Here is a 24,133-nt window from a genome sequence, read left to right on the forward strand (position 1 = left end):
TTCGCGCTCCGACCGTGGCCGAACTAGCGGTCACCGAGCGTCAGATCCATGAGTGCACTGATCGTCCTGCGGTGAACCCATCCGCGCACACCGTCGCTCGCCAACGCAGCCCTCGCCGCGGCCAGTCCCGGTGCCCCGTGCACGCCGCCGCCCGGATGGGCGGACGCGCTCCCGAGGAACAACCGACCGACGGGGGTCTCCGTACGTCCGAGTCCGGGAACGGGCCTGAACACCAACTGCTGCTGCAGTTGCGACGTTCCGCCGTTCACCGCGCCACCGAACAGATTGGCGTCGTCCGCTGTCAGGTCGCCCGGTCGTTGGACGTGCTTACCGACGATCGACGCCGCGAACCCGGGCGCGTACTCCTCGAGGACGGTGTCGACCCGCTCGGCGAGCAGGTCGCCCGAGGCGTCGTCCGTCACACCGCGGGGGAGGTGTGTGTACGCCCATGCACTCTCCGTCCCGGCAGGGGAACGGGTGGCGTCCGCGGTCGTCATCTGACCGAACAGCATGAACGGCCGCTCCGGGATGCGGCCCGTCACCAGGTCGGCGTTCCATCGCACCAGACCGTCGTCGTCTGCGCCGACGTGCACCGTGCCCGCCTCGTTCAGACTCTTCGAGCGCCACGGGATCGGGGAGTCGAGTGCGTAGTTGATCTTCACCACCGGGGTGTCCCACTCGAACTTCTCGAGATCGCTGTGCACCCGCGCGGGAACTGCGTCCCGCGGCAGCAGTGAGCCGTACAGCGCGGGAGCGGACACGTCTGCGACGACGGCGCGCCGGGCGACGTACGTGTCGCCGCCTGCCGTCCGCACGCCGCGGGCGACACCGCCGGAAACGTCGATCGAGGTCACCTCGGTACCGCAGACGACCCGCGCCCCGGCGCTCTCGGCGCGGCGCACGAGCGCGCTGGTCAGCTCCTGCGCACCGCCGACCGGGACGGGGTAGCCGACGTCCTGCGCGAGCATCGTCAACAGGTAGCCCATGATGCCGCTCGCGGGTGCGTCGGTGGGGACGTCGGCGTGCATGGCGTTGCCGAGCAGCAGGCATCGCGCCGCCTCGCTGTGGAACAACTCGTGCGCCATCGCCCGGGCCGGGAGTACCGCGAAGCGCAGGAACCGCAGTGTCTCCGCGGTCCCGAGGCGCCGGAAGAGCGTCGCGGCACCCTTGACCGGCGGGAAGGAGCTGCCGAACAGTGAGTGCAGCAGGGGATCGCGGATCTTGTTCCACTGGTCCACCACCTGCATCCACGCCTCGCCGTCGCGCGCATCGTGATCCGCCAGCATGGCGGCCGTGTCCTCGGGATCGTGGTGGACCACCGGGGCGTTCTCGTCGTCGGGTGAGCGTGGGTGACCGAAGACGACGGGTGAGTGGGTCCAGCGGAGCCCGTGGCGGTCGAGCTCGAGCGCCGTGAACGCCGGGGACGACGCACCGAGGGGATAGAAGGCACTGAACAGGTCGCTCACGTATCCCGGGGTGAGCTCGGCGCTGCGGACCGCGCCGCCGGGGACCGGGGCGGACTCCAGGACGACGACGTCCCACCCCGCGTCGGCGAGCACGGACGCAGCGACAAGCCCGTTGTGACCCGCGCCGATCACGACGGCATCCACCGTCGTGGTGGTCATCGGGGAACCGCGGAACGCTCGGCGAGCAGCGCGAGTCGCCGCGTCGCCTCGGTGTTGCGCGGATACACGAGCGCGTGCTGGACCGACTCGGGAACGAGCGAGAACGGGAGAGTCCGGGCGTGTTCGATCATCTCGATCCGGCAACCCGACCCCTGCGGCGTCAGGCGCAGGACGATCGTCGCCTTGCCTGCCGGCATCCCGCGCGCTTCGAGTGTCACCTCACGTCCCTCCGTCATGCTCAGTACCCGCGTCTCGTCGTTCAGCACGGCGGGCCACAGGCCGACCGAATGGTGGATCCGCGAGCCGGGCGCGGGGAACTCGGGGTCGACGGCGCGGATGCGCGAGGCGCCCACCACCCACGTCGCGTAGCTCCACCCGTCGGAGAGCGCGTTCCACACGGCATCGACGCTCGCCGTGGTGTCCCGGACAACAGTCATGACTGCTCCTGTTCTCTCGTGTGCGGTCGGAGCCGGGTACCCCGTACGCCACGGAACCATCATGGAGCGCGGTGACGAGTCGGTCACGCCGATCGCGTCGTACTGCGGGCGTAGGGTGATCACCTGCTGAACAATTCTGTCGAAGTGGGGAGCTGGGTGAAGGCTCGCGGTCTGCTGTACACGCTCTACGAGAGGCGTTTGCTGCGTCAGCTCGAGGGCGCTCAGCACCCTCGGCACGTCGCCGTGATGTGCGACGGCAACCGTCGCTGGGCTCGGGAGAACGGCTTCACCGACGTCAGCCACGGGCACCGGATGGGCGCGCTCAAGATTGCGGAGCTGCTCACGTGGTGTGACATGGCCGGCGTCGAGATGGCCACCATCTACCTGTTGTCCACCGAGAACCTGCGCCGGTCACCGGACGAGCTCGACTCGCTGCTCGAGATCATCACCGACGTCGTCGAGGAGATCAGCGGACCGGGAAAGAACTGGTCCGTGAAGATCGTCGGCACGATGGATCTGCTTCCCGCCGAATCCGCCCGCCGCCTGAAGGAGGCCGCCGCCGGCACGGCCGGCCGCTCGGGAACGCACGTCAACGTCGCGGTCGGGTACGGCGGCCGTCAGGAGATCGCCGACGCCGTGCAGTCGCTCATCGCGGAACGGCTGTCCGACGGTGCAGACGGGGAGGAGTTGCTCCGCTCGGTCACCGTCGAGGGCATCGACTCGCACCTCTACACGTCGGGCCAGCCGGATCCGGATCTGGTGATCCGCACGTCGGGGGAGCAGCGGTTGTCCGGGTTCCTGCTGTGGCAGAGCGCGTACTCGGAGATCTGGTTCACCGAGGCCTACTGGCCCGAGTTCCGCCGCGTCGACTTCCTGCGCGCGCTGCGCGACTTCGCCGCGCGGCACCGGAGATTCGGTACCTGAGCCGGAGCCGGGCAGGCCGGAGGCCGGTCGTCACAATTTGCGCAGGCGCAGCCGGTTGATGGTGTGGTCGGCGTCCTTGCGCAGCACCAGGGTGGCGCGGGGGCGCGTCGGCAGGATGTTCTCCACCAGGTTGGGTCGGTTGATCGACTGCCAGATGTCCGCGGCCGCGATCCTGGCGTGCTCGTCGGACAGTCCCGAGTAGTGGTGGAAGTGCGAGGCCGGGTCGGCGAACGACGTGGAGCGCAGGGCGAGAAAGCGGTCGACGTACCACTTCTCGATGTCCTCGATGCGGGCGTCGACGTAGATGGAGAAGTCGAAGAGGTCCGAGACCATGAGGCGCGGACCGGTCTGCAGGACGTTGAGTCCCTCGATGACGAGGATGTCCGGCTGTCGCACCTCGGTGTACTTGCCCGGCACGATGTCGTACGAGACGTGCGAGTACACGGGTGCGCGTGCGGATTCGGCGCCGGATTTCACCTCGGTGACGAAGCGCAGAAGCTTGCGCCGGTCGTAGCTCTCGGGAAAACCCTTGCGGTGCATGATTCCTCGACGCACCAGCTCGGCCGACGAGTAGAGGAACCCGTCCGTCGTCACCAGGTCCACGCGCGGGTGGTGCTCCCATCGCGCCAGCAGTGCCTGCAGCACGCGCGCGGTGGTGGACTTGCCGACGGCGACGCTGCCGGCGATGCCGATGACGAACGGGACCTGGCGGTCCGGCGTCTTCTCCCCGAGGAACGTGGCCGTCGCCGCGAACAGGCGTTGGCGGGCGGCCACCTGGAGATGGATGAGTCGAGCGAGGGGGAGGTAGACCTCCGCGACCTCGTCGAGGTCGATCTGTTCGCCCAGACCGCGCAGGCCGGTGAGCTCGTCCTCGGTCAGGACCAGGGGTGTCGCGTTCCGGAGAGTGCGCCACTGTCGACGGTCGAATTCGACGTACGGACTCGACTCGTTCACTCGGGACACGCTGCCTCCATGACTGAATTGTGCTGGGTGGCTCCGGCGAACCGACAGCCGGGTGGTGCGTGACTAGAGTCGAGCGTCATGCACGTCGACACTCTCGTCCACGACTACCTCGTGCTGGGGTTGTCCTTCGATCGCCTCGAGGAGGGGTTCGTCGACGCCTACACCGGCGACCCCGCTCTGCGACGCCAGGTCGAGAACGCGCCCCCGCCCGAACCCCGCGCGCTGGCGCGGCGGGCGGCGGAACTGCGGACCGAACTGCCCTCGTCGGGGCTCTCCGAGGACCGCGCCGCGTTCCTCGACGTCCACCTGCGCGCGCTCGAGACGTCGGCACGGAAGTTGGCCGGTGACGAGATCGGATTCGTCGACGAGGTGCACGACTACTTCGACGTCGCGATCGCACCGGGCGACACCGACGACTACCGCGAGGCACATCGCCTGATGGACGAGGTGCTGGGCGGGGCGGGGCCACTGGGGGAGCGGGTGCGCGCTCACCGCGTGGCCGACGAGATCCCGCCCGAGCGGCTCGCCGAGTGCGTCGAGGCGTTCTCCAGTGCGTTGCGCGACAAGGTGCGCGGCCGGTACCCGCTGCCCGACACCGAGAAGGTCACCTACGAGGTGGTGGGCGACAAGCCGTGGTCCGGGTTCAACTACTACCTGGGCGACTACCGGTCCACCGTCGCGATCAACTCGGACCTCAAGCAACACATGGCGCATCTGCCCCATCTCATCGCGCACGAGTCGTACCCGGGCCACCACACCGAGCACTGCCGCAAGGAGGCCGGGCTCGTGCTCGGTGCGGGGCAGGCGGAGCAGACGCTCTTCGTCGTCAACACACCGCAGTGCCTGATGGCCGAGGGCCTCGCGGACCTGGCGCTCGAGTCGATCGTCGGGACCGGCTGGGGGGTGTGGGCGCAGGAGATCTACGCCGACCTCGGGCTGCGGTTCGACGGGGAACGCGCCGAGGCGCTGCAGACGGCGTCGGCGAAGCTGCTGGGGGTGCGTCAGGACGCGGCACTGCTGCTGCACGACGAGCACCGCAGTCAGGACGACGTGGCCGCCTTCCTGGGTCGGTGGTCGCTCGCGACACCGGAACGCGCCCGTCAGATGCTGCGGTTCCTGTCCTCGCCGCTCTGGCGTGCGTACACCAGCACCTACGTCGAGGGGTACCGCCTGCTGCGGTCGTGGCTGCACCGGGCCGACTCGGCAGACGGCCGAGCCGACCGCTTCGAACGGCTGCTCGACGAACCACTCATCCCGTCTCAACTGCGCTGATCTCGGGCATTAGACTCGGCGACATGACTGCTGCGCCCGTCTCCGCCACCAACATCGACACCGCCTCCCTCGCCGAGGTGGACCCCGAGGTCGCCGCGGCGATGGCCGGCGAGCTGGGACGCCAGCGCGACACCCTGGAGATGATCGCGTCGGAGAACTTCGTTCCCCGCGCGGTGCTGCAGGCGCAGGGCAGCGTCCTCACCAACAAGTACGCCGAGGGTTACCCCGGTCGTCGGTACTACGGCGGGTGCGAGCACGTCGACGTCGTCGAGGATCTTGCCCGGACCAGGGCGAAGGAGCTGTTCAGGGCCGAGTTCGCCAACGTGCAGCCGCATGCGGGCGCCCAGGCCAACGCCGCCGTCCTGATGGCTCTGATCAACCCGGGCGACAAGATCATGGGTCTGGACCTGGCGCACGGTGGCCACCTGACGCACGGCATGAAGCTGAACTTCTCGGGCAAGCTCTACGAGGTCGAGTCCTACGGTGTGAGCAAGGAAGATCACCGCATCGACATGGACGAGGTCCGCAAGCAGGCACTGAATGCGCGTCCGCAGGTGCTCATCGCCGGATGGTCGGCCTACCCGCGGCACCAGGACTTCGCCGCGTTCCGCTCCATCGCCGACGAGGTCGGTGCGCTGCTCTGGGTCGACATGGCGCACTTCGCCGGGCTGGTCGCCGCCGGTGTGCATCCGTCGCCGGTGCCGTACGCCGACGTCGTGTCCTCCACGGTCCACAAGACCCTCGGCGGGCCCCGCTCCGGCATCATCCTCGCGAAGAAGGAGTGGGCGAAGAAGCTCAACTCCGCGGTGTTCCCCGGCCAGCAGGGTGGGCCGCTCATGCACGCCATCGCGGCCAAGGCCGTCGCCTTCAAGATCGCCGGCACTCCCGAGTTCCGCGAGCGTCAGGAGCGCACCCTGCTCGGGGCGTCGCTGCTCGCCGAGCGACTGACCGGTTCCGACGTCGCCGACAAGGGTGTCTCGGTGCTGACGGGCGGAACCGACGTCCACCTCGCATTGGTGGACCTGCGCAACTCGCAGCTCGACGGCCAGCAGGCCGAGGACCTTCTGCACGAGGTCGGCATCACCGTGAACCGCAACGCGGTGCCGTTCGATCCGCGCCCGCCGATGGTCACCTCCGGCCTGCGCATCGGTACCGCGGCGCTCGCGACCCGCGGGTTCGGCGAGGCCGAGTTCACCGAGGTCGCCGACATCATCGCGACGGCACTCGCCACCGGTGAGGCCACCGACGACCTCCGTGGTCGTGTCAGCACGCTGGCCCACGACTTCCCGCTGTACGAGGGACTCGAGGGCTGGGGACTGCTGGGCTGATCCGACATGCGGCTCACCGTGGCGGGTCTGCAGACGGCGGGGTCACCCGGGGACGTCGACGCCAACCTCGGCGAGCTCGACGATGCCGCGGGGGAGGCCCTGGCGCGAGGGGCCGAGCTCCTCGTCACCCCGGAGATGTTCCTGACGGGGTACGACATCGGTGAGCGCCTCCGTGAGCTGACGTCTCGGGACCTTCTCGGCGAGGTGTGCGCACTGGCCCGCCGCCGTGGCATCGCGCTGCTCGTGGGTCTGCCGGAGACCGATGCCGGAGCGGTGTACAACACCGTCGCGCTCATCGATGCGGACGGCAGTGTGGTTGCGCAGCACCGCAAGTCGCACCTCTACGGTGAACTCGACCGGAAGTGGTTCACACCCGGACCGGACTCGGTGACAGTTGTCGACTTCCGGGGCGTGCGGCTCGGTCTGATGATCTGTTACGACGTCGAGTTCCCCGAGAACGTCCGAGCCGCGGCCCTCGCGGGCGCGCACGCTTTGCTCGTTCCCACCGCGCAGATGGTGCCGTTCACGTTCGTGGCCGACGTCGTCATCCGCACGCGCGCGTGGGAGAACCAGCTCTACGTCGCGTACGTCGACCACGTCGGAACCGAGCGCGCCACCACCTACGTCGGCCGTAGCAGCATCGTCGGCCCCGATGCCGAGGTGATCGACCGGCTCGACGAGGAGACCGGCCTGATTCTCGGCACGGTGGACACCGAGGTCGTGGCGGCGGCCCATCGAGACAACCCGTATCTGGTGGACCGCCGCCCCGGCCTCTACTCGTCGATCGTCCGCGACCTCAGTCGCGAGTGAGCGGCAGGCCGGCGCGGCCCAGGAAGTCGAGGATGTCCGACTCGACCTCGCTGCGGTTGGTCTCGTTCAGGATCTCGTGCCGCGCACCGGGGTAGACCTTCTCCTCGAACGACGGGCCGCGCAGTGAGCGCATTGCCTCGGTCGTCGGCTCCAGCGGCACCAGCTGATCGTCGCCGCCGTGCAGCCACAACGTCGGCTGGTCGCCGAGAGTGCCGGAGGACGACACCGTCTCCACCGCGGCCGTGAAGGTCTCGAGGGTGACGCGCGCGAAGGGGCCGTGGTAGACCAGCGGGTCCGCCTGGTACGCGGCGCCGACCTCGGGGTCGCGGGACAGCACGGACGGGTCTATCGGGATCTCGGGGATCTCGTCCATCGACAGCAGCATCGAGAAGGCCGGGTTCTGCCCGACCAGCGGACCGGACAGCACGAGTGCCGCCAGCTCGCCGGGGTGGGTCTGCGCGTAGCGCGTGGCGATGAGACCGCCCATCGAGTGGCCCAGCAGCATCACCGGTAGATCGGGGTGCTCGCCGCGGGCGATGTCCGCGATCGAGTGCAGATCGGCGACGATGCCGTCCACGTCCGAGATCTCGGCGGGCGTCCCGTCGGACTGGCCGTGCCCGTGATGGTCGGGGGCGTACACCGCCGCACCGGCCGACGTCAGGGTCGACGCCAGGTGGCCGTAGCGACCCGAGTGTTCGCCGTATCCGTGCGCGAGCAGCGCGACGAAACCCGGCGTGGTGGACGGCCAGGAACGGTAGGCGACGGTGCCGTGGGTTCCCCTGAGCTGCTGCATTTCCTGCGCGTTCTGCATCGGCCGAAGTTAACACCGTGGCCTTCGGCCCCGTGCGCCTTTTGCGTACTCCTGGATGCGCGAAAGGCGCACGGGCGTGTAACGCAGAGTTCACCCACACGTCCCCCCGTGTCGCCGAGCCTGCGCCCCCGATCCGGTCTAGCGTCAGCAGTGCGGGTGGCGGGGAAGCCGTCCGTACGGGAGGTCCTCACACATGACTGAGTCATTCGGTCGGGAGGGGCCGGCCCCGGTCCCTACGGTGTCGGGATCGACCGGTCCAGCGATCGACGGATGCGCGGTGACCGCGCGTCCTTAGGAGCCCCACGTGACTGCAGCTCGCTCCGGTTCTTCCGTCCGCACCTACGTGCTGGACACCTCGGTTCTGCTCTCGGATCCCTGGGCCGTGACTCGGTTCGCCGAGCACGCGATCGTCCTTCCGCTCGTCGTCATCAGCGAGCTCGAGGGCAAGCGGCATCATCACGAACTGGGGTGGTTCGCGCGCGAGTCGTTGCGGATGCTCGACGACCTGAGGATCCGGTACGGGCGTCTCGATCAGCCCGTGCCCATCGGCACCGAGAACGGCACCCTGCAGGTCGAGCTCAATCACACCGACCCCGCCGTGCTCCCCGTCGGCTTCCGGACCGACTCCAACGACTCGCGGATCCTCGCGTGCGCGCTGAACCTCGCCGCCGAGGGCAAGGACGTGGTACTGGTCAGCAAGGACATCCCGCTGCGCGTCAAGGCCGGTGCGGTGGGTCTGCCGGCCGACGAGTACCACGCTCACGACGTCGTTCCGTCGGGATGGACGGGCATGGCCGAGATCGAGGCCTCGCGTGCGACCATCGACGGCCTGTTCGCCGAGGGATTCGCCGACATCGACGAAGCACGGGAGTTGCCGTGCCACACCGGGATTCGACTGCTCGGCGGCACGTCCAGCGCGCTGGGTCGGGTGACGGCGAACAAGCAGGTGCAGCTGGTGCGCGGCGAGCGGGAGGCGTTCGGCCTGCACGGCCGGTCCGCCGAGCAGCGCGTCGCCCTGGATCTGCTGCTCGACGAGAGCATCGGCATCGTCTCGCTCGGCGGGAAGGCCGGCACCGGCAAGTCCGCGCTCGCGCTCACGGCGGGCCTCGACGCGGTGCTGGAACGACGGACTCATCGCAAGGTAGTCGTGTTCCGGCCGCTCTATGCGGTCGGCGGCCAGGAGCTCGGCTACCTCCCCGGCAGCGAGAGCGACAAGATGGGTCCGTGGGCGCAGGCGGTGTTCGACACGCTCGACGGTCTCGCGAGTCCGGAGGTCATCGAGGAGGTCACCGCACGCGGCATGCTCGAGGTGCTGCCGCTCACGCACATCCGCGGACGGTCGCTGCACGACTCGTTCGTCATCGTCGACGAGGCGCAGTCGCTGGAACGCAACGTCCTGCTGACGGTGCTCTCGCGGCTCGGCACGGGATCACGCGTGGTGCTCACGCACGACGTGGCGCAGCGCGACAACCTGCGCGTCGGACGCCACGACGGTGTCGCCGCCGTGATCGAGAAGTTGAAGGGGCACCCCCTCTTCGCCCACATCACGCTGACCCGCTCGGAGCGCTCGCCCATCGCGGCACTGGTCACCGAGATGCTGGAGGAGTTCGGGCCGGCCTGAGTCTCCGTTCGCGCCGGGCGGCACGGACCGCCCGGCGCGATGTGACGCCGAACTATCACTGATCGTTTTGTCAGGGAGATCACCGGAATCCGCGTCGCACGGTCCGAAGGTTCGGAGAGGACTCCCGCGGCCGTTATGCTGCTGTGATGCCGAAGAGTGACCAGGACCTGTTGAGCGAGCTCGAAGCCGACGCCGCGCACCTGCTGCAGAAGCACATCGACGCTGCTCGGGACTGGCAACCGCACGATTACGTTCCGTGGGACTCGGGTCGCAACTTCGCGTTCCTCGGCGGCGAGGACTGGTCTCCGGAGCAGGTGACGCTCGGTGACGCCGAGGTCGTCGGTGCCACCGTCAGCGTGCTGGTCGCCGACAACCTGCCCGAGTACCACCGCGACCTCGCGTTCGCTCTCCGGAGCAGCGACGTCTGGTGGAAGCTGATCGGCCGGTGGACCGCGGAGGAGAACCGCCACGCCATCGTGCTGCGCAACTACCTCATGACCACTCGCGCGGTCGATCCGGTGGACCTCGAGCGCGTGCGCATCGAGCACATGACCACCGGCTACTCCGCACCGTCACTGCATGTGCTGCACATTCTCGCGAAGTTCGCGCTCGACGAGCGCGCCGCGGCCGTGCGCCACCGCCGCGCCTCCGCGTCGTCGCAGGACGCTCTCCTGTCGAGCATCCTCGACCGCATCGCCGAGGACGACGAGCTGCAGACCACGCTCTTCACCGACCTGGTGTCCGCCGCGATCCGCATCGACGCCGACGGCGCCGTCCGCGCCATCGCCGACACCGTCGCGGTTTTCGCGGTCCCCACCGTGGATCTCCCCGGCCGCGGCGGCAGCGCCGAACTTCTCGCCGGCATCGGGCTGTACGACCGCACCATCGAGACCGAAGAGGTGATCAAGCCCCTGCTCGAGGCGTGGAACGTGTTCACCCTCGACGGCCTCGGCGAGGACGGCCTCGCGGCCCGCGCGGAGCTCGAGAGCGCACTCGCCGCTGCCGCGTCCTGATCAGCGGGTGATCGCGAACCCGCCCACCACGACGGGCTGACCGGCACCCACGAAGTACACGGTGCCGTTCCAACGGTTCGGGTTCACGGCGTCGCGCGTCATCTCGTCGTGGAAGACAGCTCCGAAGGCGGGGGACAGGCGCGAGTAGTCCACGTGGACCACATCCGCCCCGGTCGCGATGCTCGGCGCGCGGTAGACGTCACCCGGAATCGCGTTCACGCCGAGAAGTCGATTCACCGTCGTGCCGCCGGTGATGGTCTTCCCGTCCCACAGCGGGACGGGAGCGCCTTCGGGCGTGGTGCCGACGTAGACGCCGTCCGGAACTGGACCGGCCGACGCGAGTGCCGGGGCGGCCAGCGCCGCGCCGATAGCGGCGGTGCAGCCCAGGAGTGTCACTGCAGTTCTCTTCATGACAGGTCACACTCCTCCTGATCGCCCCGCACCACAGCGTTTCGCCGTGATGCGGGACGCGGAGTGCTGGGTCAGTCCTGGACCTTGGCCATCGCCAGGACGTCGAGGCGCTCGTCGAGTTCTTCTTCCGACAACTTCTCGGGGACGAGTCCACGCTCGAGGACGACCTCGCGAATGGTCTTCTTGTCCTTCAAGGCCTGCTTGGCGACGGCCGCAGCTTCCTCGTAGCCGATCGCACTGTTGAGAGGTGTCACGATGGACGGCGACGACTCGGCGAGCTGCTTGAGGTGCTCCTCGTTGGCGACGAGGCCGTCGACACACTTGTCGGCGAACAGCCGGGAGACGTTGGCGAGCAACGTGAACGACTCGAGCAGGTTGCGCGCCATCATCGGGATGTAGACGTTGAGCTCGAAGGCTCCGGCTGCGCCGCCCCATGCGATCGCCGCGTCGTTGCCGACGATCTGCGCCGCCACCTGCGTGGCCGCCTCGGGGAGAACCGGGTTGACCTTGCCGGGCATGATCGAGCTGCCGGGCTGCAGGTCGGGGAGCCGGATCTCGCCGAGACCGGTGAGCGGGCCCGACCCCATCCAGCGGATGTCGTTGGCGATCTTGGTCAACGAGACGGCGATGGTGCGCAGCGCGCCCGACGCCTCGACCAGACCGTCACGAGCCGCCTGGGCCTCGAACGAGTTCTTCGCCGCGGTGAGGGCGTCGACACCGGTCGACTTCACCAGCTCGGCCACGACCTTCGGGCCGAAGCCGTCGGGTGCGTTGAGACCCGTGCCGACGGCGGTGCCGCCGATGGGGAGTTCGCCGAGGCGGGGGAGCGTGGACTGCACGCGCTCGATGCCGGCCTCGATCTGACGTGCGTAGCCGCCGAACTCCTGGCCGAGCGTGACGGGCACCGCGTCCATGAGGTGGGTGCGGCCCGACTTCACGACGGTCTTCCACTCGGTCGCCTTGGCCGCCAGAGCGGTGTGCAGGTACTCGAGGGCCGGGATCAGGCTGGTGACCGCGGCCTCGGTCGCGGCGACGTGCGTCGCGGTGGGGAACGTGTCGTTGGACGACTGCGACATGTTGACGTGGTCGTTGGGGTGCACCTCGACGCCCGCGTTCTTAGCGATGCTCGCGATGACCTCGTTCGCGTTCATGTTGGAGCTGGTGCCCGAGCCGGTCTGGAACACGTCGATGGGGAACTGATCGTCGTGCTTGCCGTCCGCGATCTCGCCGGCCGCCGCGATGATGGCATCGGCCTTGTCCGCATCGAGCAGACCCAGGTCCTTGTTGACCTGTGCACATGCGGCCTTGAGCAGCCCCATCGCGCGGATCTGGGTGCGCTCGAGGGGGCGGCCCGAGATGGGGAAGTTCTCGACGGCGCGCTGTGTCTGCGCACGCCACAGCGCGTCGACGGGTACGCGAACCTCTCCCATGGTGTCGTGCTCGATGCGGAACTGCTGATCGTTGTCTGTCATGTACCTCGTGCCTCGGTAGATGGGTCGGGAAGTCGGAGTGCGCGTCAGAAGGACGGGACGGCGCCGGAGGTGTCCCCGTCGAAGTCCACGGACGAATACTCCCGCAGTTTGTTCAGCTGGTGGTACGCGTCGATCATCCGCACGGTGCCCGACTTGGAGCGCATGACGATGGACTGCGTGTGGGCACCGCCGCCGGAGTAGCGCACTCCGCGCAGCAGATCGCCGTCGGTGACACCGGTGGCGGTGAAGAAGACGTTCTCCCCGGCGACCAGGTCGTTGGTGTTCAGGATGCGATCGAGATCGTGGCCCGCGTCGACGGCCTTCTGGCGCTCGTCGTCGTCCGTCGGGGCGAGCCGGCCCTGCAGTGCTCCCCCCATGCAGCGCATGGCCGCCGCGGCGATGATGCCCTCGGGCGTGCCGCCGGTGCCGATCAGGATGTCGGTGCCCGAATCGGGGCGGGCGGCCGCGATGGCGCCGGCGACGTCACCGTCCGAGATCAGCCGGATGCGGGCACCGGTGTCGCGGATCTGCTGCATCAGTTCGGTGTGGCGGGGACGGTCGAGCACACACACGGTGACGTCCGAGGACGACCCCTTCTTGATCTTCGCGATCCGGGCGATGTTCTCGGCGACCGGAGCGGTGATGTCGATGGCATCGGCGTAGTCGGGGCCGACGGCGATCTTCTCCATGTAGAACACGGCCGACGGATCGAACATCGCACCGCGCTCGGCCACCGCGAGCACGGAGATCGCGTTGGGCATGCCCTTGGCCATCAGCGTCGTGCCGTCGACGGGATCGACCGCGAAGTCGACCTCGGGACCGTTGCCGTTGCCCACCTGCTCGCCGTTGTAGAGCATGGGCGCCTCGTCCTTCTCGCCCTCTCCGATGACCACGACGCCGCGCATCGACACCGAGCTCACCAACTGGCGCATGGCGTCCACGGCAGCGCCGTCGCCACCCTCCTTGTCGCCGCGGCCGACCCAACGCCCGGACGCGAGCGCCCCGGCCTCGGTGACGCGGACGAGTTCGAGCGCGAGGTTTCGATCCGGCGCCATCTGCGTGGGAACGTCGGTGTTGGCCGTCATGGGGCTGTGCCTCCTTGCACATGGCGCGGTTCGCAGCCCGACTGACGGGCGTCGTCCGCACGGAATGAACATCGACTCGGGCGAAAAAGACTCGGCGTGATTGTCGCACTAGTCGCACGGCCTCGGCCTGCCGGGGGAAGCGCGGAGCTGCGCGGATGGCGAGCCCCCGCGCGCTCGGTGCGATACTGGAGAGGTGGCCGACAAGAAACCCAGGTACCTGCAGAACAACAAGGACATGGCCTGGTCCCTGATCCCGCTTCTTCTCGCGTGCCTGGTGATCGCGGCCATCGCCGGTCAGTGTTCGTTGCGTGTGGGCGGCCCCGAGGCGGGTGAGGTTCCTCGCATCGATCTGGGGGCGTCCCTGCAGGCGGACGCGAACGCGCTGCCCTTCCCGGTGCGTGGCCCCGACGTCCCCGACCAGTGGATCCCGAACTCGGCGAATCGTGGCCCGGTGTCCGGCTCGGAGTTCCAGTCCAGCACCGTCGGCTTCGTCACCGAGAACGGCAACTTCTTGTCGCTCACCCAGAGCGATGCCTCCGAGGACGAGCTGGTCCGCTCGAAGACCGAGGGGTCACGAGTGTCCGCGGGCGGCGCGGAGGACATCGCCGGTCTCAACTGGGTGGTCTACGGCAACGACGACACGGAACCGCACTGGGTGGCCGATCTCGGCGACACCCGCGCGATGCTCACCGGATCCGGGTCGCAGGAGGAGTTCGTCGCGTTGGCGTCCGCCACGGCCACGGCTCCGGTACTCGACAAGCGCTGACGCGACTGCTCACTCCTCGTCGCGGGCCAGCGCCTTCTCGATCCGCGTGCGCGCGCCGGCCAGGTGCTGCTCGCAGTGCGTCGCCAGTGCTTCGCCGCGTTCCCACAGCGCCAGTGAGGCATCGAGATCCAGTCCGCCCTGCTCGAGCAGCTTGACCACGTCGACCAACTCGTCCCGCGCGTCCTCGTAGCCCAGCTCGGCGATCGGTGTCTCGTTCATGAGTCCCCATGCTGCCTCGAGAGTCCGACAGCGGACGAGTCAGGTGGCGGAACTGCGACCCATCGTGACGGCCGTGACCACGCCGTCCGCGACGCGGACCCGAAGCTGTGTCCCCGGTGCGGCATCGTCGACCGACCGGAGCACCTCGGGGTCGGATCCGGGGACCATGCGCTGCACCACCGAGTAGCCCCTGGCCAGGGTCGCCGCCGGTCCGAGCGTGGTCAGACGGGCTCGCATGTGCTCGACCGTGGTCGCCTCTCGCGACACCGCCCGCTCCACGTCGCGGCGGACGACGCGGCGCATCTCGGCGATCTCCTCCTCGCGGCGGGCGACGGCGGAGAGCGGATCGGCCAGCACGGGCCGGTGCCGCAGGGCGTCGAGTGCGCGCGCTTCGCGCTGCACCCAACTGCGCAGCGCCGCGGCGCTGCGGCTCCGCAGCTCGGTGACCAGTTCCCGTTCGGCGACGGCGTCGGGAACCACGATCTTGGCGGCATCGGTGGGGGTGGCGGCACGAAGATCCGCCACGTGATCGCTGAGCGGACTGTCCGGTTCGTGTCCGATGGCGCTCACGATCGGCGTCGTCGCACGGGAGATCGCGCGGCAGAGCGCCTCGTCGGAGAACGGCAGCAGGTCCTCGACACTGCCGCCGCCACGGGCGAGTATCACCACGTCGACCGTGGGATCCTCGTCCAGCTCGGCCAGCGCCCGCAGGATGCCTGGTACCGCCGACGGGCCCTGCACGGGGGTGTTGCGTACCTCGAAGCGCACCGCGGGCCACCGTCGTTCCGCGACGCTGAGCACGTCGCGTTCGGCAGCACTGGCGCGTGCGGTGACGAGCCCGACGACGCGAGGCAGGAAGGGAAGCGGCCGCTTGAGCCGCGGATCGAACAGTCCCTCGGCCGCGAGAAGACCCCGCAGGCGCTCGATGCGGGCGAGCAGTTCGCCGACTCCCACAGCTCGAATCTCCGTGGCGCGCAACGACAGTGTGCCGCGCCCCGTGAAGAAGCTGAGCTTGCCGTAGAGGATGACACGAGCGCCCTCGGTCAACGGCACGGGGGAGTTCTGGATGAGCATCGGCGAGCACGTCACCGACAGCGACATGTCGGCGGACGGGTCGCGGAGCGTCAGGAACGCCGTGCGCGTTCCCGCGCGCACCGAGATCTGCGTGATCTGGCCCTCGACCCACACGCTGCCGAGGCGATCGATCCACCCGGCGACCTTCGTCGCGACCGTGCGGACGGGGAGCGGGTTCTCGGCGGTGCTGGTGGCGGCCGTGGTCATCGTGGTCCGAGAATCACTTCGCTCGTGCGGTGGTGATGCGGTTCTCGAGCATGGTCCGGTACGGCGCGCGGTCCGAGGCCGACGTCTCGTACTCGAGAAGCGACGTGAGGTCCTCGACCGACAGCGACCGCAGCCGCGCACGCAGCTGGGCCAGCGTCAAGGCGTCGTAGTCGAGGTACTCCACGATCTCGGGAATCACGGTCTTCGCGGTCGCGAGCGCCGGTGCCGGGGTGGGCTCGGTCGTCTCGATCTCCGACGGGGGAGTCGAGTACAAGGCGAACCGCCCCGCGGGCGCACCGGGCTCCGGCACGTCGATCTCGCCGGCCGGGTCACCGAACTGCTCCGGCTCGGTGGACAGCGGCACCTGTGTGTACCGCGCGGGTGCGACGTCCGCGTCGTCGTCGAAGGTGGCCCACTCTGCGGTCTCGACCGGGCGGGACCCGATCAGGGAGAACACCTGGTCGCCCTTGATGGCCAGTTCGGTGACGGTCTGCTGCAGACGCATCGCGGTCTGGAGGACCTCGCTGACGGCGGTCATCGGCAGGGAGATGGCGGTGGTGGGGAGACGCCGGGCCTCCTCGACGACGGTCACGGCGATTCCGAGCGCGACGCGGGCGGCGAAGGGTGGACGGATCATGTCCCACAGAGTGCCCCACGTCGCGCGTTTTTCCCAGTCGACGTGCGCGGGAAGCGACGCGCACCCGACTACCCGTATCCTCGTGGTATGTCTTCGGCTCTTCCGGTGTCCTCCTCTTCCACCACCTCCTCCGCCATCCCGCTCGAGCTGGGTATCGCCCGGCCGGCGGTGACCGGTGAGGTCTACGACGGCCCGCTGCGCGTTCTGCTCGCCGAGCCGCGCGGGTACTGCGCCGGTGTGGACCGAGCGGTGGAGACGGTCGAGAAGGCGCTCGAGAAGCACGGCGCCCCGATCTACGTGCGCAAGGAGATCGTGCACAACCGCCACGTGGTGGAGACGCTGTCCGATCAGGGTGTCGTCTTCGTGGACGAGACCGACGAGGTGCCGGACGGCGCACTGCTCGTGTTCTCCGCTCATGGTGTCTCACCGGCGGTCCACGAGTCGGCGGCCGCCAAGAACCTGCGCACCATCGACGCCACGTGCCCGCTGGTGACGAAGGTGCACCAGGAGGCCAAGCGGTTCGCGCGCGACGACTTCGACATCCTGCTCATCGGCCACGAGGGTCACGAGGAGGTCGAGGGCACCGCGGGCGAGGCCCCGGACCACGTTCAGGTCGTGGACGGACCTGATTCCGTCGACGCCGTCACCGTGCGGGACGAGAACCGCGTCATCTGGTTGTCGCAGACGACGCTCAGCGTCGACGAGACCATGACGACTGTCGCGCGACTGCGGGAGAAGTTCCCCAACCTGCAGGATCCGCCCAGCGACGACATCTGCTACGCCACCCAGAACCGTCAGGTCGCCGTCAAGGCGATGGCGCCCGAATGCGATCTCGTGATCGTGGTCGGGTCGACGAACTCGTCGAACTCCGTCCGTCTCGTCGAGGTCGCGCTCGCCGCGGGCGCGCGCGCGAGCTACCTGGTCGACTACGCGAAGGACATCGATCTCGCCTGGCTCGAGGGCGTCCGCACGGTGGGCATCACGTCCGGCGCGTCCGTGCCGGAGGTGCTGGTGCGTGGAGTGCTGGACCTGCTCGAGACACATGGCTTCGGCGATGTGAAGTCGGTGACCACGGCCAACGAGACGCTGGTCTTCGCACTTCCTCGCGAGCTGCGGACCACCAGCCGGGTGTGACCCGTCCGCGGCCGGGAGATCAGTCCCGGTCGCGGTAGCGCACCCGCGGTGCGGGATACGGCGACAGGTTCTCCGAACCGGTGCGACGGGGTTCGTACGGCTTGGGTTTGTACCGATTGGGCTCGTACGGTGCCGCCTCGTACCGAGGACGAGCCTCCCTCGGGCGGCCGTTGTCGGAGGCCGTGACCTGGCCCTCGTAGGCGCGCGGGGCGGGCCGAGCAGCGCGTGACTCCTCGCGCGGCTGCGGTGCGGCGGGCCGCGCACGCCGGGTGCGCTCGTGTCGGGCGTCGGGTGCGTCCGTCCGCGGTTCCTGGCGGGTTCTGCGACGTTCTTCCGCTCGTCCCGCCGTCTCGCGAGTGGCGGGACGTTCGGAGCGTGACCGTCGTGGTGCCGCGTCGCGCGCGGCCGCGGCCGGTCGCGCTGCGCGCGCGGGCTTCCGGACCGGAGTGGGGCGACGATCGAGCGCGAGCCGGGCGCCACCGACACCGAGGACCAACAGCGTGGTCAGCGCCATGAGCGGGAAGCGATCGACGAGCGGCACGGCGACGGTCAGGACGATGTCCTTGATCGAGGTACCCGCTCCGTCGGTGAGGATCTGGTACGCGATGGGGACGCCGAGAAACATGATCAAGGGCGGCTGGACCATGGCGGTGAAGAGCCCGCGATGGCGGACCGCCACGACGGCGATGAGTGCACCGAGCACGTACAGGACGGCGAACGTCGAACCCAGCTCGTCGCCGCGCATCGCATCGACGAGGAAGCCCAGTACGGCTGCGCCCACTGCCACCGCGACGGCGCCCCATGCGGGGATACCGGGTACCGACGGCACAGCGGAGCGCTGATCGAGAGGCACTCCCGAGCGTGCGCGTTGGGGGGAAGACACACAGCGAGGTTAGCGTTGATTCAACGACTTGCGTCGTCGGCATGCCCGCGACACGTCGAGGACGTGCCCTCCATCGCAGTCGCGGTCATGGTTCGGGGCCGTTGATCCACGCTCGTGACCTGCGGCGGCTCGCCGTCGAAGAGGGACATCTCGTGCAGCTTGCGCGCTGTGACGAAGACCCGGGTGTCCAACGATCCGGCCGCCGCGTTGAACGAGTCCACGGCTTTTCCCAGCTGCGATCCGAGGCGGTCCACGTGCGCGCCGACCGTGCCGAGGCGCTCGTACAGCTCGCGTCCCAGTACGCGTACTCGGGCGGCGTCCTCGGCCAGTGCGTCCTGCTTCCACGTGTAGGCGACGGTCCGCAGCAGGGCGATGAGAGTGGTCGGGGTGGCAAGCACCACGTTGCGGGAGAAGGCGTGTTCGAGCAGGCCGCGGTCACGCGTCAACGCGGCGTCGAGGAACGGATCGCCCGGAACGAACAGGACGACGAATTCCGGCGACGGGTCGAACGCGTTCCAGTACTTCTTGTCGGCGAGCTGGTCGACGTGTGTGCGCAGGTGCTTGGCGTGGCGTTCGAGATGCCGATCGATGGTCTCGGGATCCTGCTCGGCGCTGGCGTCGAGGAAGGCGACCAGCGGAACCTTGGCGTCGACGACGATGCGCTTGCCACCGGCGAGCATGACCACCAGATCGGGGCGTACGCCGGGTGCGGCGACCTGGGTGTCGAAGTCGCAGTGACGCGTCATGCCGGCCAGCTCCACGACCCGCTCGAGCTGGATCTCGCCCCACCGTCCACGAATCTGCGGTGCCCGCAGCGCGGTGACGAGCTGGTCTGTCTGCGACGCCAGCTGCCGCGAGGCGCGGTGCATCCCGGCGACCTGTTCGGTCAGTCCTGCGTACGCGTGCACACGATCGCGCTCGACGAGCCGTACGTGTTCCTCGAGCGCGTCGACCGCCTCCCGGAGGGGGTCGACCAGATGGGACACCTGTTGCCCGATGGCGCCGGAATGGCGACGTGCGGAGTCCTCGTTGAGCAGCGACAACGACCGTCGCAGCGTCTCCTCGTTGTCCGCGGAGACAGCGATCCGCTCACCCGCACGGGCGAGTTCGACGTCGCCGCGTGCGGCACGCAACCACCAGCCCAGCGCCAGTCCGACGAGAAGGGTGACGAGGGTGGTCACGGCTGTGAGGGCGGTCATGACGCTCACTATGAACCGGGGTACCGACACACCCTCGGCCCGAACGTCTTTGTCGTAGGTCTCCGTTAGCGTCGGCGACATGAGAATCCTGCACACCTCGGACTGGCACATCGGGCGCACCTTCCACGGTGTCGACCTGGTGGCCGATCAGCGTCGTGCTCTGGAGGCTCTCGCCACCGTCGTCCGGGAGCAGAGTGTGGACGTCGTCGTCATCCCCGGGGACATCTACGACCGCGCGGTGCCCAACGCAGATGCGGTCCGGCTGTGCAACAGGGCATTCGAGGCGATCCGTGACGCGGGCGCCGTCATCGTCGCCACCTCGGGTAATCACGACTCGCCCGCTCGGCTGGGTGCAGGGTCGGCGTTCTCCGCTGCCGGCGGTCTGCATCTGTTCACCACCGTCGACGCTGTCGACCGACCGGTCGTGCTGGCGGACGAGCACGGCGACGTGGCGTTCTACGGCATCCCGTACCTCGAGCCGGACGCCACCCGCGCCGAGCTCGGGGTACCCGCCGCTCGGTCGCACGCCGCGGTGTTGCAGGCGGCGATGAGCCGCATCGCTGCCGATCTGGCGACGAGGGACTCGTCGGTCCGCTCGGTGGTCCTCGCACACGCCTTCGTGATCGGCGGTGAGGGTACGGGTTCCGAGCGTTCGATCTCCGTCGGTGGTGTCGAGACCGTGCCGGCCTCGATCTTCGGCGACGTCGACTACGTCGCACTGGGGCACCTGCACTCTCCGCAGACCATCGACGACCACATCCGGTACTCGGGCTCGCCGCTGCCGTACTCGTTCGGCGAGCGTTCGCATCGCAAGGCTGCGTGGCTCGTCGACATCGACGGCTCGGGTGGCCGCGTCGTCACGCGCGTCGATCTGCCGGTGGTGCGGGGCCTGTCCGTCCTGGAGGGAACGCTCGAGGAGCTCTGCACGGAGGGCCGGTTCGATTCCGCGACAGCGCATTACGTTTCCGCTGTGCTCACCGATGCGGTGCGGCCCGTCGACGCGATGCGCCGCCTGCAGGAGCGTTTCCCCCACGCGGTGCATCTCGAGTGGAAGCGCCCGGCCGGTGTCGATTCCGGGAGCTACCGCGAGAAGGTGCAGGGTAGGTCGGACCGCGAGGTGCTCACCAGCTTTCTCGCGGACGTACGCAGCGCGCCGTCGGCGTCCGAAGGCGACCTGCTCGATCGTGCGGTCGAGAACGTCACGGGTCAACGGGATTCGACGTCCGCATCGCCCGTCGAGCACGAGTGGGTGCGCTCGGCGTGAGACTGCATGCGTTGTCGGTCACCGCGTTCGGGCCGTTCGGCGGCACGGTCGACGTCGACTTCGACGATCTCGGGGCCGACGGTCTGTTCCTTCTGCACGGGCCGACCGGCGCGGGCAAGACGTCCGTCCTCGACGCCATCGCCTTCGCTCTCTACGGCGTTCTCCCCGGCTCGCGGCGCGAGAGTCGACGCCTGATGTCGGATCACGCTGCGCCGGAAGCCGTTCCGCGCGTCGAGCTCGACGCGACTCTGGGTGGTCGGCGCCTCACCATCGCTCGGCAGCCGGAGTTCCTGCGGCCCAAGCGGCGCGGGGTGGGAACCACGAAGCAGAACGCCAAGGCGACGCTGACGTGGCACGACGGTCGGGGCGAGAACCTCACGCGCATCGACGAGATCGCGCTCGAGGTCGAGCGGCTGCTGGGCATGCGGGTGGACCAGTTCTTCCAGGTCGTCCTGTTGCCGCAGGGAGACTTCGCGCGGTTCCTGCGGGCGCGCAACGACGAACGGGGTGCGCTGCTCGAGCAGTTGTTCGACACCGATCGGTTCCGCGACATCGAGACGTGGTTCCAGGATCAGCGTCGCGCCAGTGCGGAGCGGCTCGCCGGGCGGTCGGAGTCCGTCGACAGACTGGCCGCGCAAGTCGCCACCGCCGCCGGTGTGGACCTCTTCTCGGGCACCGACGTCGTGGAGTGGGGAACCGACCTTCTGGGCGGTGCCCGCGAGAAGGCCGGTGCGCGCACGGAGCGTCTGCGAACGGCACGAGCCGAGCACACGGCGTCTCGTGAGACCGCTCGGATCGCGCACCGCCGACGGGAGGCACGCGACCGTGGGGCCGCGGCCGCAACGCGGCTCGCGGTGCTGGCGGACGGCGACGTCGAGCGCGCCGAGCAGATCGCCGAACTGGACCGTGCGCGTCGCGCGCTGCCGGTACGCGATCGTGCCCTCACGCTCGACCAGCACCGTCAGCGCGCGGCCGTCGCGGCCGTCGCGATGCGGCGCCGGGAGCGGGCGGCTGCCGAGACCGAGGCCGCCGCGCTCGTCGGCACGTTGTCGTGGCCGCCCGGTGCTGCCGATGCGGAGCTGCTCGACGCCGCGGTGCACCGGTGGAGCGGCGAGTGTGCGGTGCTCGACGGTGTCGCGGGCGACGAGTCCGATCGCAGGACGGCGGTGGCCGAGCGGGAAGGTGCCGTCGCACGGGTGCGCGCTCTGGAGACGGACCTGCGGGCGGTCCGAGTACGTCTGGACGCGGTGCCCGTGGAGCGCGCGGCGCTGGACGCCGACCATCGGTCGGCTGTCGCCGCCCGTGCGGGTCTCCCCGGCCTGGAGGTGCGGCATCACGGCGCCGAGGACGCTGCCCGAGCACATGTCGAGTGGGCCCGCGAGTCCGAGCGCCTCGCTGTGGCCGTCACGACGGCCGAGCGTGCCCGGACCCGCTACGACGATCTACGCACCGACTGGCTGGACCTGCGGGAACGCCGTCTGGAGGGGATGTCCGCGGAACTCGCAGCGGGACTCGAGGACGGCGCACCCTGCGGAGTGTGCGGCGCGACGGAACACCCGGCCCCCGCATCACCGACTGTGCGGCGGGTGTCGAAGGACGACGAAAACCGCGCGGGACAACGGGTCGGCGCGGCCGAGGTGGAGCGCACCACGGCGGACGCCGAGGTGCAGCGCTGTCGGCAGCGTGTGGACGAGCTCGCGGCCCGGTGCGCGGATCGCACCGCAGCCCAGCTCGCCGCCGACCTGGACGAGGCCACGACGGCACTGGCGGAGGCACGGCGTGCCGCGGGTCGTCTCGCGGCCATCGACACCGCGCTGGCGGCGCTGGACGAGGAGGCCGCCGGTCTGCGGGTGCGGGCCGACGCGATCACCGCCGAACTGGGCGTTCTTCGAGGGCGGATCGAGGCGCTGGAGACCCGGGTCGCAGAGGCCACCGCGCGCATCACGGCTGCCGTGGGGACGACGTCCACCGTGGCGGAACGGCGTGCCGCGCTCGATGCGGCCATTGCAGCCGCGGTGGCATGGCGCGATGCTCGCCGCGACGCCGACTCGGCCGACCAGGCGGTGCTGCGGCTCGAGACCGACCTGGTGGAGTGTGCGCGGGAGCACGGGTTCCCCGAGGTCACCGACGCTCTCGCCGCCATCCGCGACAGGGCCCGGTGCACGGTGCTGGAGAACGCCGTTCTCGACGCCGAGAAGCAGCGGTCCGCAGCTGCGGCCGTCCTCGCGGAGCCGGACGTGGCGGCCGCGATGGCGGGGGAGACCGTCGACACCGCTGCCGTCGACGCGGAGGAGGCTCGCCTGCGAGTGATGCTGGACGAGGCGATCGTCGCGGCGGGAGACGCCGACAGTCGGCTGCGCACGCTCGAGGACCTCGTCGCTCAACTGTGGGCCGCCGCGGACCATCTGGGGCCTGCCCACCTCGAGCACGCGGAACTCGAGCAGCTGGCGGAGGTGGTGGCGGGCAAGGGCGCCAACGCGCGTCGGATGTCGCTGCGGTCCTACGTGCTGGCCGCGAGGCTCGAGGACGTCGCCACCGCGGCCTCCGTGCGCTTCCGGTTGATGTCGCAGGGGCGGTTCGAGTTCGTGCACTCCGACGACGTGGGCCCCCGAGGCACGCGCGGCGGGCTGGGTCTCGACGTACGCGACGACTACACCGGAGTGGTGAGGTCGGCGGGCACGCTGTCCGGCGGCGAGGCCTTCTGCGCGTCGCTCGCGCTCGCGTTGGGTCTCGCCGACGTCGTCGCGGCCGAGGCGGGCGGCATCACCCTGGACACGATGTTCATCGACGAGGGGTTCGGAAGCCTCGACTCGGGATCGCTGGACGCCGTGATGGGAGTCCTCGACGAACTTCGGTCCGGTGGGCGCACGGTGGGCATCGTCAGTCACGTCGACGAGATCCGTGACCGGGTGCCCTCTCGCCTCGAGGTGATCCGCGAACGTCACGGATCCACGCTGCGAGTGCACGCCGGGGTGTGA

The 24,133-nt window shown here is 69.5% G+C and carries 22 protein-coding genes; 10 read left to right on the forward strand and 12 right to left on the reverse strand.

What is annotated here, in order from left to right; genetic code table 11:
• Positions 1-23 precede the first annotated feature (23 nt).
• The gene (locus HQ325_RS07845; protein ID WP_222627849.1) at positions 24-1,625 is read right to left on the reverse strand and encodes an NAD(P)/FAD-dependent oxidoreductase; all 1,602 of its coding nucleotides are present in this window, start codon (positions 1,623-1,625) and stop codon (positions 24-26) included.
• Positions 1,622-2,062, reverse strand: coding sequence for an SRPBCC domain-containing protein (locus tag HQ325_RS07850; RefSeq protein WP_222627851.1), 441 nt, complete (start codon positions 2,060-2,062; stop codon positions 1,622-1,624). Before HQ325_RS07850 ends, HQ325_RS07845 begins: the two co-directional genes overlap by 4 nt.
• 156 nt (positions 2,063-2,218) lie before the next feature.
• Between HQ325_RS07850 and HQ325_RS07855 the strand changes: the two genes are divergently transcribed.
• Positions 2,219-2,986, forward strand: coding sequence for an isoprenyl transferase (locus HQ325_RS07855; protein ID WP_204866693.1), 768 nt, complete (start codon positions 2,219-2,221; stop codon positions 2,984-2,986).
• Positions 2,987-3,016: 30 nt separating this feature from the next.
• Here HQ325_RS07855 and coaA read toward each other — a convergent pair whose 3' ends face one another.
• Positions 3,017-3,949 (reverse strand): type I pantothenate kinase, encoded by a 933-nt coding sequence (coaA, locus tag HQ325_RS07860; RefSeq protein WP_222627853.1) that lies wholly within the window; start codon positions 3,947-3,949, stop codon positions 3,017-3,019.
• Positions 3,950-4,027: 78 nt separating this feature from the next.
• Between coaA and HQ325_RS07865 the strand changes: the two genes are divergently transcribed.
• From HQ325_RS07865 to HQ325_RS07875, 3 genes are read left to right on the forward strand one after another with little or no spacing between them, the layout of a single operon-like run.
• Complete coding sequence (locus HQ325_RS07865) at positions 4,028-5,221, forward strand: DUF885 domain-containing protein (protein WP_222627855.1); 1,194 nt, start codon at positions 4,028-4,030, stop codon at positions 5,219-5,221.
• Positions 5,222-5,244: 23 nt separating this feature from the next.
• A complete protein-coding gene (gene glyA / locus HQ325_RS07870) occupies positions 5,245-6,549 on the forward strand; it encodes a serine hydroxymethyltransferase (RefSeq protein WP_222627857.1) in 1,305 nt (434 codons plus the stop codon).
• 6 nt (positions 6,550-6,555) lie between these two features.
• Positions 6,556-7,359, forward strand: coding sequence for a carbon-nitrogen hydrolase family protein (locus HQ325_RS07875; protein WP_222627859.1), 804 nt, complete (start codon positions 6,556-6,558; stop codon positions 7,357-7,359).
• Here HQ325_RS07875 and HQ325_RS07880 read toward each other — a convergent pair.
• On the reverse strand, positions 7,346-8,170 hold the full coding sequence (locus HQ325_RS07880; protein WP_261777749.1) for an alpha/beta hydrolase: 825 nt from the start codon (positions 8,168-8,170) through the stop codon (positions 7,346-7,348). The genes HQ325_RS07875 and HQ325_RS07880 overlap by 14 nt on opposite strands.
• A 304-nt stretch (positions 8,171-8,474) precedes the next feature.
• Between HQ325_RS07880 and HQ325_RS07885 the strand changes: the two genes are divergently transcribed.
• A complete protein-coding gene (locus HQ325_RS07885) occupies positions 8,475-9,791 on the forward strand; it encodes a PhoH family protein (RefSeq protein WP_222627861.1) in 1,317 nt (438 codons plus the stop codon).
• Positions 9,792-9,937: 146 nt separating this feature from the next.
• Entirely contained in the window at positions 9,938-10,804 is an 867-nt protein-coding gene (locus HQ325_RS07890) for an acyl-ACP desaturase (protein WP_222627863.1), read from the forward strand.
• On the opposite strand, the gene HQ325_RS07895 is transcribed toward HQ325_RS07890, so the two are convergent.
• The 3 genes from HQ325_RS07895 to glpX all read right to left on the reverse strand — a co-directional run bounded on the left by HQ325_RS07895 (position 10,805) and on the right by glpX (position 13,772).
• Positions 10,805-11,215 carry a hypothetical protein gene (locus tag HQ325_RS07895; protein WP_222627866.1) on the reverse strand — a complete coding sequence of 137 codons (411 nt, stop codon included), beginning with the start codon at positions 11,213-11,215 and terminating at the stop codon, positions 10,805-10,807.
• A gap of 71 nt (positions 11,216-11,286) precedes the next feature.
• A complete protein-coding gene (locus HQ325_RS07900; RefSeq protein WP_222627868.1) occupies positions 11,287-12,687 on the reverse strand; it encodes a class II fumarate hydratase in 1,401 nt (466 codons plus the stop codon).
• 44 nt (positions 12,688-12,731) lie between these two features.
• The gene (glpX, locus tag HQ325_RS07905; RefSeq protein ID WP_027503924.1) at positions 12,732-13,772 is read right to left on the reverse strand and encodes a class II fructose-bisphosphatase; all 1,041 of its coding nucleotides are present in this window, start codon (positions 13,770-13,772) and stop codon (positions 12,732-12,734) included.
• A gap of 193 nt (positions 13,773-13,965) precedes the next feature.
• Here glpX and HQ325_RS07910 point away from each other — a divergent pair, with 193 nt between their 5' ends.
• Positions 13,966-14,538, forward strand: a complete 573-nt coding sequence (locus HQ325_RS07910) for a DUF4245 domain-containing protein (RefSeq protein WP_222627870.1) — start codon at positions 13,966-13,968, stop codon at positions 14,536-14,538.
• Positions 14,539-14,547: 9 nt separating this feature from the next.
• Here the strand turns inward: HQ325_RS07910 and HQ325_RS07915 are convergent, their stop codons facing one another.
• The 3 genes from HQ325_RS07915 to HQ325_RS07925 are packed head-to-tail and all read right to left on the reverse strand — an operon-like array spanning position 14,548 to position 16,675.
• A complete protein-coding gene (locus tag HQ325_RS07915; protein WP_027503922.1) occupies positions 14,548-14,757 on the reverse strand; it encodes an exodeoxyribonuclease VII small subunit in 210 nt (69 codons plus the stop codon).
• 39 nt (positions 14,758-14,796) lie between these two features.
• Positions 14,797-16,038, reverse strand: coding sequence for an exodeoxyribonuclease VII large subunit (gene xseA / locus HQ325_RS07920; protein ID WP_222627872.1), 1,242 nt, complete (start codon positions 16,036-16,038; stop codon positions 14,797-14,799).
• 13 nt (positions 16,039-16,051) lie between these two features.
• The gene (locus HQ325_RS07925) at positions 16,052-16,675 is read right to left on the reverse strand and encodes a lipid droplet-associated protein (RefSeq protein WP_222627874.1); all 624 of its coding nucleotides are present in this window, start codon (positions 16,673-16,675) and stop codon (positions 16,052-16,054) included.
• A gap of 87 nt (positions 16,676-16,762) precedes the next feature.
• Here HQ325_RS07925 and HQ325_RS07930 point away from each other — a divergent pair, with 87 nt between their 5' ends.
• Positions 16,763-17,809 (forward strand): 4-hydroxy-3-methylbut-2-enyl diphosphate reductase, encoded by a 1,047-nt coding sequence (locus HQ325_RS07930; protein WP_222627876.1) that lies wholly within the window; start codon positions 16,763-16,765, stop codon positions 17,807-17,809.
• 19 nt (positions 17,810-17,828) lie between these two features.
• Here HQ325_RS07930 and HQ325_RS07935 read toward each other — a convergent pair whose 3' ends face one another.
• Both HQ325_RS07935 and HQ325_RS07940 read right to left on the reverse strand, forming a co-directional pair.
• Positions 17,829-18,692 (reverse strand): DUF6542 domain-containing protein, encoded by an 864-nt coding sequence (locus tag HQ325_RS07935; protein WP_222627878.1) that lies wholly within the window; start codon positions 18,690-18,692, stop codon positions 17,829-17,831.
• 20 nt (positions 18,693-18,712) lie between these two features.
• Positions 18,713-19,891 (reverse strand): DNA recombination protein RmuC, encoded by a 1,179-nt coding sequence (locus tag HQ325_RS07940; RefSeq protein WP_222627880.1) that lies wholly within the window; start codon positions 19,889-19,891, stop codon positions 18,713-18,715.
• 79 nt (positions 19,892-19,970) lie between these two features.
• Here HQ325_RS07940 and HQ325_RS07945 point away from each other — a divergent pair, with 79 nt between their 5' ends.
• On the forward strand, positions 19,971-21,155 hold the full coding sequence (locus tag HQ325_RS07945; RefSeq protein ID WP_222627883.1) for an exonuclease SbcCD subunit D: 1,185 nt from the start codon (positions 19,971-19,973) through the stop codon (positions 21,153-21,155).
• Entirely contained in the window at positions 21,152-24,133 is a 2,982-nt protein-coding gene (locus HQ325_RS07950; protein WP_222627884.1) for an AAA family ATPase, read from the forward strand. The genes HQ325_RS07945 and HQ325_RS07950 overlap by 4 nt, the downstream gene beginning before the upstream one ends.

The organism is Rhodococcus sp. BP-349 (assembly GCF_019835845.1).
Lineage (GTDB): Bacteria > Actinomycetota > Actinomycetes > Mycobacteriales > Mycobacteriaceae > Rhodococcoides.

Coding starts and splice junctions, on each gene's coding strand:
- HQ325_RS07845 (WP_222627849.1), bottom strand. CDS start 1,625: ATGACCACCACGACGGTGGATGCCGTCGTGATCGGCGCGGGTCACAAC.
- HQ325_RS07850 (WP_222627851.1), bottom strand. CDS start 2,062: ATGACTGTTGTCCGGGACACCACGGCGAGCGTCGATGCCGTGTGGAAC.
- HQ325_RS07865 (WP_222627855.1), top strand. CDS start 4,028: ATGCACGTCGACACTCTCGTCCACGACTACCTCGTGCTGGGGTTGTCC.
- glyA (WP_222627857.1), top strand. CDS start 5,245: ATGACTGCTGCGCCCGTCTCCGCCACCAACATCGACACCGCCTCCCTC.
- HQ325_RS07875 (WP_222627859.1), top strand. CDS start 6,556: ATGCGGCTCACCGTGGCGGGTCTGCAGACGGCGGGGTCACCCGGGGAC.
- HQ325_RS07880 (WP_261777749.1), bottom strand. CDS start 8,170: ATGCAGAACGCGCAGGAAATGCAGCAGCTCAGGGGAACCCACGGCACC.
- HQ325_RS07890 (WP_222627863.1), top strand. CDS start 9,938: ATGCCGAAGAGTGACCAGGACCTGTTGAGCGAGCTCGAAGCCGACGCC.
- HQ325_RS07895 (WP_222627866.1), bottom strand. CDS start 11,215: ATGAAGAGAACTGCAGTGACACTCCTGGGCTGCACCGCCGCTATCGGC.
- HQ325_RS07900 (WP_222627868.1), bottom strand. CDS start 12,687: ATGACAGACAACGATCAGCAGTTCCGCATCGAGCACGACACCATGGGA.
- glpX (WP_027503924.1), bottom strand. CDS start 13,772: ATGACGGCCAACACCGACGTTCCCACGCAGATGGCGCCGGATCGAAAC.
- HQ325_RS07915 (WP_027503922.1), bottom strand. CDS start 14,757: ATGAACGAGACACCGATCGCCGAGCTGGGCTACGAGGACGCGCGGGAC.
- xseA (WP_222627872.1), bottom strand. CDS start 16,038: ATGACCACGGCCGCCACCAGCACCGCCGAGAACCCGCTCCCCGTCCGC.
- HQ325_RS07925 (WP_222627874.1), bottom strand. CDS start 16,675: ATGATCCGTCCACCCTTCGCCGCCCGCGTCGCGCTCGGAATCGCCGTG.
- HQ325_RS07930 (WP_222627876.1), top strand. CDS start 16,763: ATGTCTTCGGCTCTTCCGGTGTCCTCCTCTTCCACCACCTCCTCCGCC.
- HQ325_RS07940 (WP_222627880.1), bottom strand. CDS start 19,891: ATGACCGCCCTCACAGCCGTGACCACCCTCGTCACCCTTCTCGTCGGA.
- HQ325_RS07945 (WP_222627883.1), top strand. CDS start 19,971: ATGAGAATCCTGCACACCTCGGACTGGCACATCGGGCGCACCTTCCAC.